16 protein-coding genes, 2 tRNA genes and 1 riboswitch are annotated in these 17,593 nt (G+C 65.3%); of the genes, 17 read left to right on the top strand and 1 reads right to left on the bottom strand.

The window, feature by feature from the left end; genetic code table 11:
- Positions 1–2: 2 nt before the first annotated feature.
- From ARTH_RS12130 to ndk, 3 genes are read left to right on the top strand one after another with little or no spacing between them, the layout of a single operon-like run.
- Positions 3–1,361: a bifunctional folylpolyglutamate synthase/dihydrofolate synthase gene (locus tag ARTH_RS12130; RefSeq protein ID WP_011692239.1), complete on the top strand. Its 1,359-nt coding sequence runs from the start codon at positions 3–5 to the stop codon at positions 1,359–1,361.
- 2 nt (positions 1,362–1,363) lie between these two features.
- Positions 1,364–1,807, top strand: a complete 444-nt coding sequence (locus ARTH_RS12125; RefSeq protein WP_043429833.1) for a DUF4233 domain-containing protein — start codon at positions 1,364–1,366, stop codon at positions 1,805–1,807.
- Positions 1,808–1,846: 39 nt separating this feature from the next.
- Complete coding sequence (gene ndk, locus ARTH_RS12120; protein ID WP_011692237.1) at positions 1,847–2,266, top strand: nucleoside-diphosphate kinase; 420 nt, start codon at positions 1,847–1,849, stop codon at positions 2,264–2,266.
- Positions 2,267–2,383: 117 nt separating this feature from the next.
- Here ndk and ARTH_RS12115 read toward each other — a convergent pair whose 3' ends face one another.
- Complete coding sequence (locus ARTH_RS12115; RefSeq protein WP_011692236.1) at positions 2,384–3,055, bottom strand: vitamin K epoxide reductase family protein; 672 nt, start codon at positions 3,053–3,055, stop codon at positions 2,384–2,386.
- 470 nt (positions 3,056–3,525) lie between these two features.
- Here ARTH_RS12115 and ARTH_RS12110 point away from each other — a divergent pair, with 470 nt between their 5' ends.
- From ARTH_RS12110 to ARTH_RS12045, 14 genes are all read left to right on the top strand, one after another.
- Entirely contained in the window at positions 3,526–6,867 is a 3,342-nt protein-coding gene (locus ARTH_RS12110) for an Rne/Rng family ribonuclease (protein ID WP_011692235.1), read from the top strand.
- A 117-nt stretch (positions 6,868–6,984) separates the two neighbouring features.
- A riboswitch (TPP riboswitch) is annotated at positions 6,985–7,082 on the top strand.
- Positions 7,065–8,660, top strand: a complete 1,596-nt coding sequence (locus tag ARTH_RS12105) for a bifunctional hydroxymethylpyrimidine kinase/phosphomethylpyrimidine kinase (protein WP_011692234.1) — start codon at positions 7,065–7,067, stop codon at positions 8,658–8,660. Its footprint overlaps the riboswitch before it by 18 nt.
- A gap of 323 nt (positions 8,661–8,983) precedes the next feature.
- On the top strand, positions 8,984–9,292 hold the full coding sequence (gene rplU, locus ARTH_RS12100) for a 50S ribosomal protein L21 (RefSeq protein WP_011692233.1): 309 nt from the start codon (positions 8,984–8,986) through the stop codon (positions 9,290–9,292).
- Positions 9,293–9,352: 60 nt separating this feature from the next.
- The gene (rpmA, locus tag ARTH_RS12095) at positions 9,353–9,616 is read left to right on the top strand and encodes a 50S ribosomal protein L27 (RefSeq protein WP_009372867.1); all 264 of its coding nucleotides are present in this window, start codon (positions 9,353–9,355) and stop codon (positions 9,614–9,616) included.
- Positions 9,617–9,733: 117 nt separating this feature from the next.
- Complete coding sequence (gene obgE, locus ARTH_RS12090; RefSeq protein WP_011692232.1) at positions 9,734–11,323, top strand: GTPase ObgE; 1,590 nt, start codon at positions 9,734–9,736, stop codon at positions 11,321–11,323.
- A 64-nt stretch (positions 11,324–11,387) separates the two neighbouring features.
- Entirely contained in the window at positions 11,388–12,485 is a 1,098-nt protein-coding gene (gene proB, locus ARTH_RS12085) for a glutamate 5-kinase (RefSeq protein ID WP_052309786.1), read from the top strand.
- 26 nt (positions 12,486–12,511) lie between these two features.
- A complete protein-coding gene (locus ARTH_RS12080) occupies positions 12,512–13,861 on the top strand; it encodes a glutamate-5-semialdehyde dehydrogenase (RefSeq protein ID WP_043429831.1) in 1,350 nt (449 codons plus the stop codon).
- Positions 13,862–13,941: 80 nt separating this feature from the next.
- Entirely contained in the window at positions 13,942–14,166 is a 225-nt protein-coding gene (locus ARTH_RS12075) for a hypothetical protein (RefSeq protein ID WP_011692229.1), read from the top strand.
- A gap of 55 nt (positions 14,167–14,221) precedes the next feature.
- Entirely contained in the window at positions 14,222–14,839 is a 618-nt protein-coding gene (gene nadD / locus ARTH_RS12070; RefSeq protein WP_011692228.1) for a nicotinate-nucleotide adenylyltransferase, read from the top strand.
- Between the two features lie 8 nt (positions 14,840–14,847).
- Positions 14,848–16,137, top strand: coding sequence for a hypothetical protein (locus ARTH_RS12065; protein ID WP_011692227.1), 1,290 nt, complete (start codon positions 14,848–14,850; stop codon positions 16,135–16,137).
- 102 nt (positions 16,138–16,239) lie between these two features.
- Positions 16,240–16,641 (top strand): ribosome silencing factor, encoded by a 402-nt coding sequence (rsfS, locus tag ARTH_RS12060; RefSeq protein WP_011692226.1) that lies wholly within the window; start codon positions 16,240–16,242, stop codon positions 16,639–16,641.
- Positions 16,642–16,780: 139 nt separating this feature from the next.
- Positions 16,781–16,853: transfer RNA gene (locus ARTH_RS12055), tRNA-Ala, on the top strand.
- A gap of 195 nt (positions 16,854–17,048) precedes the next feature.
- A tRNA-Ala gene (locus ARTH_RS12050) sits at positions 17,049–17,121 on the top strand.
- Positions 17,122–17,194: 73 nt separating this feature from the next.
- Positions 17,195–17,545, top strand: coding sequence for a zinc ribbon domain-containing protein YjdM (locus ARTH_RS12045; RefSeq protein WP_011692225.1), 351 nt, complete (start codon positions 17,195–17,197; stop codon positions 17,543–17,545).
- The last annotated feature ends 48 nt before the right edge of the window (positions 17,546–17,593 follow it).

Here is a 17,593-nt window from a genome sequence, read left to right as displayed (position 1 = left end):
CAATGACTGACGAATTTTCCGTAGAGAGCGTCTACGCCGAGCTGCTGGGCCGGGCGCCGGAAAACAAAATGGAGCCGCGCCTTGCGCCGCTCTTCCGTGCCATGGACGTGCTGGGGGAGCCCAACAAGGCGTTCCCGATCATCCACATCACCGGCACCAACGGCAAAACGTCCACGGCACGCATGATCGAAGCGGGGCTCCGCGCGCACGGGCTAAGCACCGGGCGGTACACCAGCCCCCACCTGTCGAAGGTCACCGAGCGGATCAGCATCGACGGCGCCCCCGTGCCGGATGAGACCTTCGTCCGGATCTGGGACGAAATCCGCCCTTACCTCCGGATCGTGGACAGCGAACTTGAAGCTGAGGGCCAGCCCCGGCTGACCTACTTCGAGTGCCTGACCATCCTGGCCTTCGCGATCTTCGCTGACCAGCCGGTCAACGTCGCCGTCATGGAAGTGGGCCTGGGCGGTATCACCGACGCCACGAACGTCGGTGACGGCCAGGTGGCCGTGGTGACTCCCATTTCACTGGACCACACGGACCTCCTTGGCGACACCACGGAAGACATCGCTTACGAGAAGGCCGGCATCATCAAGCCGGGAGGCTTCCTGGTCAGCGCCGCACAGCCGGTGGGCGCCGCCCAGGTGCTGCTCGAGAAGGCCCGGGAAGTGCAGGTGCCCTACCGCTTCGAAGGCGTGGAATTCGGCGTCGAGTCCCGGACGGTTGCCGTTGGCGGCCAGATGGTGACCATCCAGGGCCTGGCCGGACGGTACGAGGAACTCCTGGTGCCCCTGCACGGAGCTCACCAGGCGGAGAACGCCGCCGTCGCAATTGCCGCGCTCGAGGCGTTCTTTGGCGGAGAGAAAGCGCTTGACCCCGAGGTCCTCCAGGAAGCGTTTGCGTCGGTCACGTCACCGGGCCGGCTCGAAGTGCTCCGGACCGCCCCGACCATCATTGTGGATGCCGCCCACAACCCGGAGGGGATCCGGGTTTCAGCGGAGGCTATCCACGAAGCCTTCAGCTTCACCAAACTGGTGGTAGTGGTTGGCGTTCTGAAGGAAAAGGACGCCGAAGAGATCCTTCGGCAGCTCAAGGAGTCCCTGGGCGACCTCGCCGCCGAATACTGCTTCACCCAGTCCAACTCGCCCCGGGCAGTGCCGGCCGAGGACCTCGCGGAAATTGCGCTGGATCTCGGATTCGGCGAGGACAACATCCATGTTGCCGAAAAACTCGACGATGCCCTGGAGTGGGCCGTGGAGCACGCTGAAGCCAACGAGGACCTCGCCGGCGGCGTCCTGGTGACCGGCTCCATCACGCTCGTGGCGGAAGCCCGGATCCTGCTCGGAAAGGCGGATGCCTGACCATGGCCCGACTCACAAAGGCGCAGCGGGAGTGGCGGCCCGGCATGCCCAAGAAGCGGCGCTCCACCAAAGTCATGTTCGCCTCCACGGTCCTGGTTCTCGAAGGGTTCGTCGCGTTCTTCGCCACGCTGGCGGTCTTTGGACTCCGCCGCGACGAGTTCCCGCCGGCCGTGATCCTCTCGGTGGGCATTGTCCTGAGCCTGGTGCTGGTGTTCACCTGTGCGGTGCTGTCCAAGCCGTGGGGTGTGGCGCTGGGGTGGATCCTGCAGCTCGTCCTGATCTTCACCGGATTCATTGAACCCATGATGTTCGTGGTGGGAATCCTCTTTGCCGTTGCCTGGTGGTACGGCATTAGGACCGGCATCCGGATTGACCGCGAGTCCGCCCAGCGCGAACGCGAACAGGCCGAATGGGACGCCGCCCACCCTGACGGCGAAACCAACTAGACTTATTCCGAACCCCACACCAACCACATTGGAGCAGCTGTGAGCATTGAGCGCACCCTCGTCCTGATCAAGCCAGACTGCGTGACCCGCAACCTGACCGGCGCCATCCTCGGCCGGATTGAAGCCAAGGGCTACACCCTCACCGAGCTCAAGAAGGTCGACGCCAGCCGCGAACTGCTGGAGCAGCACTACGAGGAGCACGTAGGCAAGCCGTTCTACGAGCCGCTCGTCGAGTTTATGCTCAGCGGGCCGGTTGTCGCCGCAATCTTCGAGGGCCACCGCGTGATTGAGGGCTTCCGCTCGCTCGCCGGTACAACGGACCCGACGACCGCGGCGCCCGGCACCATCCGCGGTGACTTCGGCCGCGACTGGGGCCTGAAGGTCCAGCAGAACCTGGTCCACGGTTCAGACTCCGTCGAGTCCGCCGAACGCGAGATCAAGATCTGGTTCCAGGACTAACAGCCACCGGCGCGAACGGACACTTAGGCACCTGCCTTAAGCGCGAACGTATAGTTGAGGCCCCCTTCTCTTCGGAAAAGGGGGCCTCAACTGTACGTTCGCGCTTCTTCTTTGGCTTTAGTACCCGGAGGTTCCGATGAACACCTGGATGAAGGCAAAGAAGATGGTGGCGATGACGCCCACGTACAGCAGGGCTACGGCAATCCAGCCGGAGTCTCCGACGACCTTCGCGGGGCCGGCCGGAACCTTGATCACTCCGTGCGTGATGTTCCGGACCGTTACCCACACAAAGAGCGGAATCATCGCTGCCCAGACCACCATGCAGAACGGGCACAGGATGTGGATGGAGTACAGCGCCTGCGACCACAGCCACACCACGAAGGCAAAGCCAAGCGTGACGCCCGCTTGCAGGCCAAGCCAGTACCAGCGGGCAAACTTTGCGCCGGAAAGGACCGCCATGCCGGTGGTGATCACCACCGCAAAGGCCACGATGCCGATGAACATGTTGGGGAAGCCGAAGAGGGAACTCTGCCAGGTCTGCATGACGGCGCCGCAGGAGACCCACGGATTGACGTCGCAGGCCGTGACGTGGTTCGGATCCTTTAGAACTGCGAGCTTTTCCAGGACCAGGGCGCCGGAGGCGAGCCAGCCGATAACGCCTGTAATGACCAGAAGCCAGCCGAACGGTTTGTCCCGGGTCATGGGAGGCAGGCCTTCCTGGGCCGCTGCACGCTCGCGGAGGTCGCCGTCCACCACGTTGTTCTGCATGGAATGGGAGATGCTGGGCATGGGATGTTGCGTCCTTTTTCTCGAGGGCTCCTCGCCCTGATTGTAACGCCGGAGACTGGGCGGGCCGCACAGAGTCCGCGCGGCCGTGCCCTGATTATCCGCCTGCCTGCGCCGCTTCCTCCTCGTTTGAGTGAGCGTATGAGAGAATGAAGCTGGCTGGAATACGATCCACATTCGGATTCCGGTCCGGTGGCTTGTTTGTAAGACCGCCAATGATGAGCAGGGCACGCTCCGGATCCACGATTGATCCCGGCCTCCCGGCAATGCCATTGGACGGCACCTGGTTGTGGCTTTGAGGAACAACGGGTTTCAGAACAACGTCGCCGGCCCTCCAGGGCTGCCGCACCCCACTGCCGGTGCGAACCTGAGGGTATCCAATTGACTTCTGTCAACGCCTGCGGGTTTTGACAATATGTGCCCCAATGGGTGCCGGATGTGGCGGTGCGTCAGGGGCAGGAGTGTCGCCACATATGGATAATGACCAGGTTCTAGCCGTTAATGAAGAAGCAGCTGCCAGCGAAGAGGCTGCAGCGCCCCAAGCGCCCAAGAGGGCCGTCCGCACCAGGCGCAAGGCCGCCCCGAAGGCGGAAGCCGTCGAAGCGGAGGCAGCTCCCGCGGAAGCTCCCGCAGCCGATGCCGCCGCGGAGGAAAAGTCCCCGGTGCGCCGCAGCCGTTCACGCAAGAAGGTGGAGCCCGCCGAACCGCTTCCGGTTTTTGCCGATGACTCCGCCGCCCCCGTGGACGCGGTGCAGGCCGACACTGCACCCGCAGGGGAGGCAGTAGGGACGGCAGAAGTCGTCGAAAAGCCCGTCCGTCGCCGGGCCTCGCGCGCCAAGGCCCCCGCGAAAGCCGCCGAAGCCCCCCAGGCCGCCGAGCCTGCCGTCACCCTGGGTACCGAGGCCCGGGATGTTGCGGCCGTTGCCGAGCCGGCAGCTGAAGAAGAAGTGGTTGCCGCAGCCCAGGAAACAGAAGTCCAGGAACCCGCCGCTCCCGTGGCTGCCACTGAGCAGCCCGCGGCAGCCGAAGCCGCCAGTCCCGTCGGCGCGCTCTTCCTCGAGCCCGGTTCGGTGACGTCCATGATTTTCCAGGCACCGGACCTGAGCACCGTGGTCCGTCCGGCAGCCGCGCCTGCCGTGGCAAAGGAAAACGACGAGGAAGACACGGAAGAGGACACCGAAGAGGTAGACGCAGGCGGCTCCCGTCGGCGCCGCAGCCGCGGACGCCGTGGCCGCAGCCGTGTGACCGACCGGGAAACTGCCGGTGAGGCCGAATCCGCCGAATCCGCCGAAGGCGCAGCGGGCGACGAGGACTCGGATGAGGAATCCACCCGGACCGCGGACGACGGCGTTACCTCCCGCCGTCGTCGTCGCCGCCGCCGCGGTGACCAGGACCTCGAACTGACGGGCGGGGGAGACGACGACCCGCCCAACACGGTGACCCGGGTCCGTGCACCCCGGGCCATCAGCGAGGCGCCGGTCAACAACCGCGTCACGTCCGTCAAGGGTTCCACCCGGCTTGAGGCCAAGAAGCAGCGCCGCCGCGAATCCCGCGACACCGGCAGGCGCCGTACTGTCATCACCGAGGCCGAGTTCCTGGCCCGCCGGGAGTCGGTGGACCGCCAGATGATCGTTCGCCAGCGCGACGACAGAATCCAGATCGGTGTCCTGGAGGACGGCGTCCTGGCTGAGCACTTCGTTTCCAAGACCCAGCAGGACTCCCTGATCGGCAACGTCTACCTGGGCAAGGTCCAGAACGTGCTGCCTTCCATGGAAGCCGCTTTCGTGGACATCGGACGCGGACGCAACGCAGTCCTCTACGCCGGTGAAGTCAACTGGGACGCCGTCAACCTCGAAGGCAAGCAGCGCCGGATCGAGAACGCGCTGAAATCCGGCGACTCCGTGCTGGTCCAGGTCACCAAGGATCCGGTCGGCCACAAGGGTGCACGCCTGACCAGCCAGATCTCGCTGCCCGGCCGGTACCTCGTGTACGTTCCCGGCGGATCCATGACCGGCATCTCCCGGAAGCTGCCCGACGTCGAGCGCAACCGCCTTAAGCGGATCCTCAAGGACCGCCTGCCGGAAGACGCCGGTGTGATCGTCCGCACCGCTGCCGAGGGCGCGTCCGAGGAAGAACTGACGCACGACATCAACCGCTTGCGTGCCCAATGGGAAGGCATTGAAAGCCAGGCCACGTCCACGAAGATCCTTGCTCCGGAGCTCCTCTACGGCGAACCGGATCTCACCATCAAGGTGGTCCGGGACGTCTTCAACGAGGACTTCTCCAAGCTGATCGTCTCCGGCGAGGAAGCCTGGGACACCATCGAGGCGTACGTGACGTACGTGGCACCGGACCTGGTGGGGCGGCTCGAAAAGTGGACCAAGGACACGGACATCTTCGCGGCCTGGCGCATCGACGAGCAGATCCACAAGGCCCTGGACCGCAAGGTCTTCCTGCCCTCCGGCGGCTCCCTCGTGATCGACCGCACCGAAGCCATGACCGTGGTGGACGTAAACACCGGTAAGTTCACCGGCAGCGGCGGCAACCTGGAGGAAACCGTCACCAAGAACAACCTGGAAGCGGCTGAAGAAGTGGTGCGCCAACTGCGGCTGCGCGACATCGGCGGCATCATCGTCATCGACTTCATCGACATGGTGCTCGAATCCAACCGCGACCTTGTGCTGCGCCGCATGGTGGAGTGCCTCGGACGCGACCGGACCAAGCACCAGGTTGCGGAAGTGACCTCGCTGGGCCTGGTGCAGATGACCCGCAAGCGCATGGGCACCGGGCTGCTGGAGGTCTTCGGCGAGCAGTGCGAGGCCTGCGCCGGCCGCGGCATCGTCACCCACGACGAGCCGGTGGAACACCGCCGGGCCAACACTGTTGCCGCCGAGCACCACGTGCAGCGGACGGAAGCCCAGCAGCCTCCCCGGACGGAGCGCAAGAGCCGCCGCCGCGGCAAGGGCGGCCAGCCGGCCTCCGAGGCTGTTCCGTTGACGCCGGCCCCGGTGCACCACGAGCCCACCGAAGCCGAACGCCACGCCAAGGCTGAAGCGACCCGCGTTGCCCTGGCCAACATCGCTGCGGCAGCACACGCCGCCCACCTGCATGACTCCGAGACGGGCCATGCAGCCCCGGCGGCCGCCGCACAGGCAAGTGCCGCACAGGCTGTCGGCCAGGCACTCGCCGCGCAGGCTCCTTCCGGGCAAGCCGGAGCGACGGCCGGGGAAGGGGCGGCCCAGCCGTCCACCACCCAGCCCGCCACGGCAAGGCCGGCCAAGGTGTCGGAATCTGAAGCAGCAGCCGCAGGACGGCCCGCGGCCGTTCTGACCTTCGGTGGCGAAAAGGTGGCACTGCCGTTTGTTGAGCATGCCGGCGAAGCACCCGCGTCCGGAGCCGCCCTGACTCTCGACCGGCTCGCTGAGGCTTTCGCGCACCTGGGTGAGCCTGCAGCTGCTGAGGCTCCGGCGTCACCGGCTGAGCAGCAGGCTCCGTCCGCCCAGGCGCCGGTCGAGGCACCCGCCCGTGTGCCGTCGGTCCAGGCCCCGGCAGCACCCGCTGCTGAAGCCGACTACACCGACCACACTGCGGTCCAGGGCCGGGCGCGCCGTCCCCGCCGTCACCGGAGTGCCAGCCGCGCCCAGGGCGCAGCCAACGAGACGTCCGTGGAACACCACGAAACTGCTCCTGTGGCCGCGTCAGGGCACACCCATGAGGCAAAGGCTCCCGAGCCGGCGAAGAAGGATGTGCCCGCCAAGGCACCGGCCAGCGAGCCGATCATCCTGGGTGTGGGAGTACCGGCCTCCGAGCTCTGATCCCACAGCACCACGGTCCCACACGCTGACATCGCGGGTGCGGTCCGGGACTGGCGTAGCAATACGCCGGTTTCGGGCCGTGCCCGTGAGTTCGTTGCGGTGGAACAGCTAGGCTAGGGGACTGACACGGGGTGCCGCGCACAGGGCCGGCTGAGATCCACACCCGTTGAACCTGTCCGGTTAGCACCGGCGAAGGGATGTCTCCTTTGGCCTCATCATTCCTGCCCACCCCTGCCTCCGAAGTCGCCCGCGAATCATCACCGGGCGGCACTGTCCTGCGCAGTACGCCCCGGGTCCTGGCCATCGCCGGCTCCGATCCGTCCGGCGGGGCGGGGATCCAGGCCGACCTCAAAAGCATTGCCGCAAACGGCGGATACGGCATGGCTGCCATCACCGCCCTGACGGCGCAGAACACCCGTGGCGTTCGTGCCGTGCACGTGCCCCCGGCGGATTTCCTGACGGCCCAGCTTGAAGCCATCAGCGACGACATCAGCATTGACGCCGTCAAGATCGGCATGCTGGGTGACTCTTCGGTGATCGCCGCTGTCCGCAGCTGGCTGGAGAAGGCCCGTCCCGCCGTCGTGGTTCTTGACCCCGTGATGGTCGCCACCAGCGGGGACAGGCTCCTGCAGGAGGCGGCCGAGGCGGCACTGCGCGAACTCCTGCCCCTCGCCGACCTCGTCACTCCCAACCTGGCGGAACTGGCGATGCTCCTCAACGAACCGCTCGCGGACGACTGGGAGGCGGCACTCGCCCAGGGGAAGCGCCTCGCCGCCCGGACCGGCGCCACTGTGCTCGTCAAGGGCGGACACCTCGACGGCGGGGAGTGCCCTGACGCGCTGGTCAACACGGCAGGGCTGCTCGCCCAGGACGTTGTGGTTGTACCCGGCGAGCGGATCGATACCATGAACAGCCACGGCACCGGCTGCTCCCTGTCCTCGGCAATGGCCACCGCGCAGGCGAGGCTGGGGGACTGGGAGGAATCCTTGCGGACAGTGAAGCCATGGTTGCAGGGGGCGCTCCGGGAAGCCGGCGCCTTGGACGTGGGAACAGGCAACGGCCCGGTGCACCATTTCCACCACCTGGCCCCCAAAGGAAGTGATGCGCCCCCCGAAGGCCGGTTCGCAGCGGTGCTCTGGCAAGATGCCGGGCCGGACCTGGACGCCGTCTACGAGCTCGACTTCATCCGCGGCCTGGCCGACGGCTCCCTCACCGAGCAGCACTTCGCCTATTACCTTGCCCAGGATGCCATCTACCTGAACGGCTATTCCCGGGTACTTTCGCGCGCCGCCGCCATTGCCCCGACCGAGGTGGAACAGCTGTTCTGGGCGCGGTCGGCACAGCAATGCCTTGAAGTCGAGTCCGAACTGCACCGGACATGGCTCAGCACACGGAACGTGGACACCGCACTCGGACCGGTTACGAAGTCCTACGTGGACCACTTGCTGGCCTCATCCGTTTCAGGCAGCTACGGGGTACTCGTCGCCGCTGTGCTCCCATGCTTCTGGCTGTATGCAGAGGTGGGTGCCACCCTGCACGGGCAGTTCCTTGCTGCCGGGTCGGCCCCGGACCACCCGTACGCCGAATGGCTCCGCACCTACGCGGACGAAGGGTTTGCCGCCGCCACCCGGCAGGCGGTGCGCATTGCCGACGACGCTGCCCGTGCCGCGTCTGACGCGGAGCGGCAAGCCATGCGGGTGGCCTTCCGGCAGTCGTGCCGGTACGAGGTGGAATTCTTCGACGCGCCGAGGCTTCACGCTGCACCGCAAAGCATTCCCGAGCCGGTACGATAGTGGGGCACGGTTCCGGAAGTCGTTGCGGCAACAGTCTGTTTTGAGCAGAGTGGCGCCTATCACGTACTACCACCGGAGTCAGCCTCATTTGCGGCCGAAGGCAAAATTAGCGTATTCTAGATCTTCGGTGCTTACGCCAACACTTGGGTTATAACCTCAGAACGGTCCGTTTGGAATTCCAGATGGCATTGTTCCTTGGATAACTCATGGGTTCCCCCGGGGAACCCACCGGCGTTGAGGCACAGCGTGAACCAGGCCAAACAATTGGACCCAGGTTCCGCACGCAAATCTAGTAATAAACGTCGAGAGAAGTGAGTTCCCCAGTGGTGTACGCGATTGTCCGCGCAGGCGGCCGCCAAGAGAAGGTTTCCGTTGGAGACTTCGTTACCCTGAACCGCGTCCCCGGTGGAGCCGGCAGCACCATTGAGTTGCCCGCACTGCTCCTGGTAGACGGTGACAAAGTCACGTCTGCCGCTGCGGACCTGGCCAAGGTAACGGTTACGGCTGAGATCCTTCAGGACCTTCGTGGTCCGAAGATCGTCATCCAGAAGTTCAAGAACAAGACCGGGTACAAGAAGCGCCAGGGTCACCGTCAGGAACTGACCAAGGTCAAGATCACCGGTATCAAGTAACCTTCCGTTACTTTTCAGGTTTTCAGCAGATTCCCCAGAATTTTAAGGCAGGCATTTCAAATGGCACATAAAAAAGGCGCGAGTTCCACTCGCAACGGTCGTGACTCCAACGCCCAGTACCTCGGCGTCAAGCGCTTCGGCGGCCAGGTAGTTTCCGCAGGCGAGATCATCGTCCGCCAGCGTGGCACCCACTTCCACCCGGGTGCCGGCGTTGGACGCGGCGGCGACGACACCCTGTTCGCACTGACCCCCGGCGCCGTTGAATTCGGTACCCGCCGCGGACGTCGAGTCGTGAACATCGTTGCTGCTGCAGCTGCAGAGTAACAACAAGATCCAAACCGGTGGAGCGGGCCATGATGGCCCGCTCCACTGTTCTTTTAACCGCATTACAATCAATTTGGGCGTCCAAGACGGTCAGGTTAAGCAATAGAGGAGATTCACGTGGCGAGCTTTGTAGACCGGGTAGTACTGCACGTATCCGGCGGTACCGGCGGTCACGGCTGTGTCTCCGTCCACCGCGAAAAGTTCAAACCCCTGGGCGGTCCCGACGGCGGCAACGGCGGTGATGGCGGCGACGTCATCCTGCGTGTTGACCCCCAGACCACCACGCTGCTGGACTACCACCACGCACCCCACCGCCACGCCACCAACGGCGGACCCGGCATGGGCGACTGGCGCGGTGGCAAAAACGGCGAGACGCTCATCCTTCCCGTTCCGGAAGGCACCGTCGTCAAGACCAAGGACGGCCGCGTCCTCGCCGACCTGGTCGGCGAAGGCACCGAGTTCATCGCGGCCGCAGGCGGACCGGGCGGATTGGGCAACGCCGCACTCTCCTCGCAGAAGCGCCGCGCCCCCGGCTTCGCCCTGCTCGGCATCGAAGGCGAGTCCAGCGACATCGTCCTGGAACTGAAGTCCATTGCGGACATCGCCCTCGTGGGATTCCCGTCCGCCGGCAAGTCCAGCCTGATCGCGGCCATGTCCGCTGCCCGTCCCAAGATCGCCGATTACCCCTTCACTACACTCATCCCCAACCTTGGTGTCGTCCAGGCCGGCGACGTGCGCTTCACGATCGCAGACGTGCCCGGCCTCATTGAAGGGGCCAGCGAAGGCAAGGGCCTGGGCCACCACTTCCTGCGGCACGTGGAACGCTGCGCAGCTTTGGTTCACGTTTTGGACTGCGGTACGCTCGAAGCTGACCGCGATCCGCTCTCCGACCTGGCGATCATCGAAGCAGAACTCGAAAAATACGCGGTTGACATGAGTTACGCCGGCACCGACGGCGAGGTCGTCCCGCTGAACCACCGGCCCCGGCTGGTTGCCTTGAACAAGGTAGACCTGCCTGACGGCAAGGACATGGCCGAATTCGTCCGGCCCGAGCTTGAGTCCCGCGGCTACCGGGTGTTTGAGATCTCCGCGACGAGCCACGAGGGCCTGCGCCAGCTTGGCTTCGCCATGGCGGAGATCGTCAAGGCGGCCCGCGACGCCGTGGCCGCCACCCCGCCGAAGGTGCACGCGCCCGTACTGCGCCCCCGTGCGGTCAACGAGGCCGGCTTCAAGATCCGCCGCGAGGAAAAGAACCTCGAGCCGCTGTTCCGCGTCCTGGGCGACAAGCCCGTGCGCTGGGTCAAGCAGACCGACTTCACCAACGAGGAAGCCATCGGCTACCTCGCCGACCGCCTGGCAAAACTGGGCGTGGAAAACGAGCTGTTCAAGCAGGGCGCCAAGCCCGGCGACACCGTAGTGATCGGTGAAGACGACGGCGTGGTCTTCGACTGGGAGCCCACCATGATGGCCGGCGCCGAACTGCTCGCCTCGCCCCGCGGCACCGACGTGCGCTTCGCCGACATCGGAGACCGCCCCACCCGCGGCCAGAAGCGAGACGAGCAGCAGGAACGCCGCGACGCCAAGGCAGCGGCCCGGGCAGAGCTGGAAGCCGAGCGCAAGGCCGGGATCTGGACAGAATCAGTCAGCGGGCGCCGTGCCGCACGGCCGCTCCAGGAGAGCGGACTGACCACCGAAAATGAGGAGTGAACCCCCACACGTGACCGATAATTCCGCAATTGTCATCGAGGAACCCAGGACCGACGACCGCAGCATGCTCGCCAGGGCACGCCGCATTGTTGTCAAGGTCGGATCGTCGTCGCTCACCAGCCTCAAGGGTGGAATCTCCGAAGAGGCGCTGATCGAACTCTCGGACGCGCTGGCTGCCAAGCACAACGGCGGAACCGAGATCATCCTCGTGTCCTCCGGCGCGATCTCGGCAGGCCTTGCCCCCCTTGGCCTGGTGAAGCGTCCCCGGGACCTCGCCACCCAGCAGGCGGCCGCCAGCGTCGGCCAGGGCCTCCTAATGGCCCGCTACACGCACGCGTTCGCAGCGCACGGCGTGACCGTGAGCCAGGTTCTGCTGACCGCGGACGACCTCATGCGTCGCAGCCACCACATGAACGCTTTCCGTGCACTGAACCGGCTCCTGAACCTGGGCGTTGTGCCCGTGGTCAACGAGAACGACACAGTGGCAACGCACAAGATCCGTTTCGGTGACAACGACCGGCTTTCCGCCCTGGTGGCGCACCTGGTCCGCGCTGATGCCCTGGTGCTGCTCTCCGACGTCGACTCGCTCTATGACGGGCCTCCCTCGAAGGGGGCCAAGCGGATTCCCCAGGTGGACGGTCCCCAGGACCTTGAGGGCGTCAACATCGGCAAGCCGGGTCAGGCCGGTGTCGGAACCGGCGGCATGCAGACGAAGGTGGAGGCCGCCACGATGGCCGCCGATTCGGGCATCCCCGCACTGGTCACCTCCACCGCGAACGCCGCCGCAGCCCTGAACGGTGAAGACGTCGGAACCTGGTTCTCCGTCAACAGCGGACGCAAGTCGGTGCGCATGATGTGGCTCGCTCACCTTGCGCACGTGCAGGGCCGGCTGCTCCTTGACGACGGTGCCGTCACCGCTGTCCGTGACCACCGCTTTTCGCTGCTCCCGGCCGGTATCACGGCCGTCGAAGGCACCTTTGAATCGGGCGACGCCGTCGAAATGGTTTCGCCGGACGGCACCGTGATCGCCCGCGGGCTGGTCAACTATTCATCGGACGAACTGCCGCAAATGCTGGGGCGTTCCACTGTGGAACTGGGGGAGTCCCTCGGCCGCGGCTTCGACCGTGAGGTTGTTCACGTTGATGACCTGGTTCTGGTCTAGCGGACTGATTCGCCTAGACTTGAATGATGACTGAGGCACTGATTCACCAAGCGGCCGAGAAATCCAACGACTCCACGGAGGCATCTCCCACGCCGGAAAATGCCCAGCTGTCCCCGGCTGACATCGAGACTGCCGTGCACGCAATCGCTGATCGATCCCGGCACGCTGCCCGCAGCATGGCACGCGCCAACCGCGCCTGGAAGGACAAGGGCCTCCGCGCGATCGGCGCCGCCCTGCTCGACAGCAGGGCGCAGATCCTGGCCGCCAACGCCACGGACGTTGAGGCCGGCCGCGCCAACGGGACGTCCGCGGCACTGCTTGACCGGCTCACTCTTAATGACGCAAGGATCGAGGCGCTTGCCGCCGCCCTGGAAAACCTTGCCGGCCTGCCGGACCCGGTGGGAAATGTTGTTCGCGGCCAGACGCTTCCCAACGGCCTGCGGTTGCGGCAGGTCAATGTTCCCATGGGCGTCGTTGCCGCCATCTATGAGGCCCGTCCCAACGTGACAGTGGACATCGCCGGGCTGGCGCTGAAGAGCGGCAACGCCGTGATCCTGCGGGGCGGCACGGCCGCGGCGGCCACCAACGAGGCCCTCATCCGCGTCCTTCGGGATGCCCTCGCCTCCGTTGGTCTTCCCGCGGACGCTGTCCAGACGGTCGACCAGTTCGGCCGCGAAGGAGCCAATGTGCTGATGCGGGCCCGCGGCCGGGTGGATGTCCTCATTCCCCGCGGCGGCAGGGACCTGATCCAGACGGTCGTCACCAACTCCTCCGTCCCGGTCATCGAGACGGGCGAGGGCAACGTCCATATCTTCATCGACGAATCCGCCAGTGAAGACATGGCCGTGGACATCCTGCTCAACGCCAAGACCCAGCGGCCCAGCGTCTGCAACACGGTGGAGACCCTCCTGGTGCATTCCGGGTCCACGGTCCTGCCGGCCGTCGCGGCGGCGCTCCGAAAAGCCGGAGTCACCCTCCACGCCGACGAGAGGGTCCGTGCCGCCTTGCCCGCGTCCATTGAATCCGTCCCGGCCACTGATGAGGACTGGGCCACCGAGTACATGGACCTGGATCTCGCGGTGGGCATGGTGGACAGTCTTGACGAGGCGGTGCAGCACATCCGCAAGTGGTCGACCGGACACACCGAGGCCATCATCACCAACGACCTCGCCAACGCCGAACGCTTCATTTCCGAAATTGACTCGGCAGCGGTCATCGTCAACGCGTCCACCAGGTTCACGGACGGCGGGGAACTTGGCCTGGGCGCCGAGGTGGGCATTTCCACCCAAAAGCTCCACGCGCGCGGCCCCATGGGCCTCACCGAGCTGACGACCACGAAGTGGATCGTCCAGGGCGAGGGCCAGATTCGCAGCTAGCAACGCTGTAACATGGAACAGAAGTCCGGAACGGCGGGAATGACCGCCGTCGTCATTGTGTGAACTCTTTAGGGGAGAAAATGCTGTTGCAGCAGGTGGGCGCGTCTGTCGCCGAACATGAAGAACTGGCTCCGCTGTGGGCCGAACCGTGGGTCTTTGGCGTGTCGATCTTTGCGATCATGCTGGTCCTGATGTTCGTGACGCTGTCCTACAGCAACCTGGGCAACCGGCACGAGGCCGTCGAAGAGCACTCGGACCCCCACCGCCAGCACCCGAACAAGCACGATCACGGCCAAGGCCACTAACATCACTGCGGTCCTGAAGCGGCGTGGCGCCAAGCGTCGCCTGCGTTTAGGTGTGATGGGTGGGACATTTGATCCCATCCATCACGGCCACCTTGTTGCGGCCAGCGAAGTTGCGGCGAAGTTCGGCCTCGACGAAGTGGTATTCGTACCGACCGGCCAGCCGTGGCAGAAGATGAGCAAGAAGGTCAGCGAACCGGAGCACCGGTACCTGATGACTGTCATTGCCACGGCGTCCAACCCCAGGTTCACCGTCAGCAGGGTCGATGTGGACCGTCCCGGCCCCACTTACACCATCGACACCCTGCGGGACCTGCGCACGCAACGGCCGGATGCGGACCTTTTCTTCATCACCGGCGCGGACGCCATGGCGCAAATCCTGTCCTGGAAGAACATCGATGAATTGTGGTCGCTAGCGCATTTCGTTGGTGTGACCCGGCCGGGGCACGTCCTCGACGGGATGGGCAGGAAAGACGTCAGCCTCCTGGAAGTCCCGGCCATGGCGATTTCCTCCACTGACTGCAGGACGCGCGTGGCGGCCGGGAACCCGGTCTGGTACCTCGTACCCGACGGGGTGGTCCAATATATTGCGAAATACGGCCTGTACGCCGGGCATGCCGACCCCGGCCCCAGTGCCGCACTTACCGAGTTACACGAACCAGCCAGTACCGAGTGAGTTGTTAGATGAGCCAGGAACAGCCTCCCCTCCGCAGCCGCCGCGAATTGCGGCAGGCCAGAGATGAGCGCGCGGAATCACGCCAGGACACGGGGCCCTCTGCCCCGGGTCCGGTTCCCCCTGCCTCAAACGCGCCCGGGAACGGAACACCGGCACCCGCCAGGGAGGATGGCACCGGCCGCATCCGCCGTGTGGCTCCCGGCCCCGTCGACTCCGTCCGCACACCGTCGGGATCCGAGCGGTCATCGCAAAGCCGGGCGCGCGACCGTGCCGCCCTTCGCACCATCAAGGAACTCGCGGAGAAGGAGGAGCGGCTCTCCGGTGGCGGTCCGCCCACGCGCCGCCAGCTCCGCCTCCAGCAGCTCCAAGCCGAGGCCGCGCCGGCTACGGCCGCGAACCTGATCGTCCCGCCAGCCCGCACTTCCGCCCAGCGCACCGTGCCGCAGGCCCGGCCGGGACAGTCTGCGCCGCAGGTCCGGCCAGGGCAGCCCTCGTCGCCGAAGGGGGCCTCGCAGGCAGCAGCTCCGCAGGCCGACTCCCCGGAGGCCAACGCGGAAAGCAAGCTTCCTGAGGGCATGACTGTGGAACAGGCACTCGCGGCGCGGTCACTCATCGCCGAACAGGCCAGGAACCAGATTGCCAAGATGGAGCACATCGCGGCGAACGACCCCGAAGCGGTGGACCCGGAGATCCTCGCGGAGCAGATCGCGCTGGCCGAGCGTGCCGCCATCCTGAACAAACGGGCCATGGCCAAGCAGAAGCTGGCCGAGCAGGCCAGCCAGCCCGCCCACCCGAAGACCGAACCATCAGCCGTCAGCAACCTTGCGATGGTCACGCCGCTGGAGTTCGAGAAGGTTCCAGGAATTGACCGGCCGGTGATGAAAAAGCCTGCCACTTCGTACGTGCCGGTGGTCACCAACCCCGGTCCGCGGCTGCAGCCAGCCGGCACCAAGGGTGCACGCAAGGCAGGCCCCGCGAAGCGGACCGCCCGGCCGGCGACAGGCCGGGCCGGAGTGCTTGCCCGTGCTGAGGCAGCCGCTCAGGCCGCAGCCGATCCTGCGTCGGCAGTCCAGGCATCCGCCGCTGGTGAGCCCTGGGCTGCTGAAACCGGCGAGAATTTCGTGGACAAGCCGCGTGTCGCCGCCAACACCGCCTACGGCCTGGAACCGCTCGACGCTGTCACTGCCGGCCTGGGCAGGGCACACCGTATCCGGCTGCTGCAGCTCGCGGTCCTCGCACTGGGGATCGTCGCACTGATTGCAGGCGTCACCATGATCATCAGCGGCTTGACGCCCTGACCCGCCGCACCGGCGCATCAGCGCGCCGCCATCCTCACGCATGACGGCGCCGACATCAACGGCGCCGAACCTACATAGCTTTAAACCACTACAAGGAGTCCCGTGACTGCAACCGATTCATCCATCGCCATAGCCCGCGTCGCCGCGCGCGCTGCAGCGGACAAAATAGCCCAGGACATTGTTGGCCTGGACGTCAGCGAGCGGCTGGCCCTGGCCGACGTCTTCCTGATTGCCTCTGCACCCAGTGAGCGCCAGGTCAACGCGATCGTCGACGGCATCGAAGAGGAACTGGGCAAGCAGGATCTCCGTCCTGTCCGCCGCGAGGGCCGTTCCGGCGGACGCTGGGTCCTGTTGGACTACTCCGACGTCGTGATCCACGTCCAGCACGAGGAAGACCGCGTGTTCTATGCCCTGGAGCGCCTGTGGAAGGACTGCCCCGTGGTGGATCTCCAGCTCGGGGAAGACACGTCCGCCAAAGCGGCCGTCTCCTCGGACAGCGAGTAATCCTGAGTCGGCCACCGAATATGCCCGATTTGGAATTTTCGGAACGGCTGTTCTAAGATATTTGAGTTGCTTCGGAGAGATCCGGACGCAGAACCGGGCCCTACAGTGAAGACTGAAGGTGCCGGAGCAATGAAAATTCGGGGCTGTGGCGCAGCTGGTAGCGCACCTGCATGGCATGCAGGGGGTCAGGGGTTCGAGTCCCCTCAGCTCCACCCAAGGGTCCGCCGGAATCGAAAGATTCCGGCGGACGTTTTTGTGTCCTGCCCTGTTTTCCTCGCTTACCGTCGGCGTTACCACCACCTACGGCGGACCGGTACAGGGTTCCGGACCCGAATTGGCGTCTTACACAATTGTGGTTTAAGATAATCAAGTTGCTTACGGAGATCGATCCGGAAGAAACAAAGTTTGGGGCTGTGGCGCAGCTGGTAGCGCACCTGCATGGCATGCAGGGGGTCAGGGGTTCGAGTCCCCTCAGCTCCACTCTGTTTTTTTCAGAGCAGAAGCCGCCCGATCGGGCGGCTTCTGCTGTTTAACGCTCGACTAATATGGGAGCGTGAACGAATCCCTTCCGCCCTGCCCTGAATGCTCCAGTGAGTACACCTATGAAATGGGAGCGCTGCTGGTCTGCCCTGAATGCGCACACGAGTGGTCCGCCGAGACCTCGGAGACGCCAGAGGCGGCGGACGCTGTCATCAAGGACGCGGTAGGCAACGTCCTCGCCGACGGAGACACCGTGACTGTCATCAAGGACCTGAAGATCAAGGGAAGCTCCACAGTCATCAAGGTGGGGACGAAAGTACGCGGCATCCGGCTCATGGACGGCGTGGGGGACCACGACATCGACTGCAAGGTGGACGGCGTCGGCCCCATGCAGCTGAAGTCCAGTGTGGTCAAAAAGGTCTAGGCGGGTCCCGGGATCCCATATGCCCAGGCGGCGGAACTGCACGCCGCA

Origin of the sequence: Arthrobacter sp. FB24 (assembly GCF_000196235.1) — a bacterium.
Taxonomy (GTDB): Bacteria; Actinomycetota; Actinomycetes; order Actinomycetales; family Micrococcaceae; genus Arthrobacter.
Note: the sequence above shows the minus strand (reverse complement) of the source record. Positions and strands in the feature narration are given on the sequence as shown.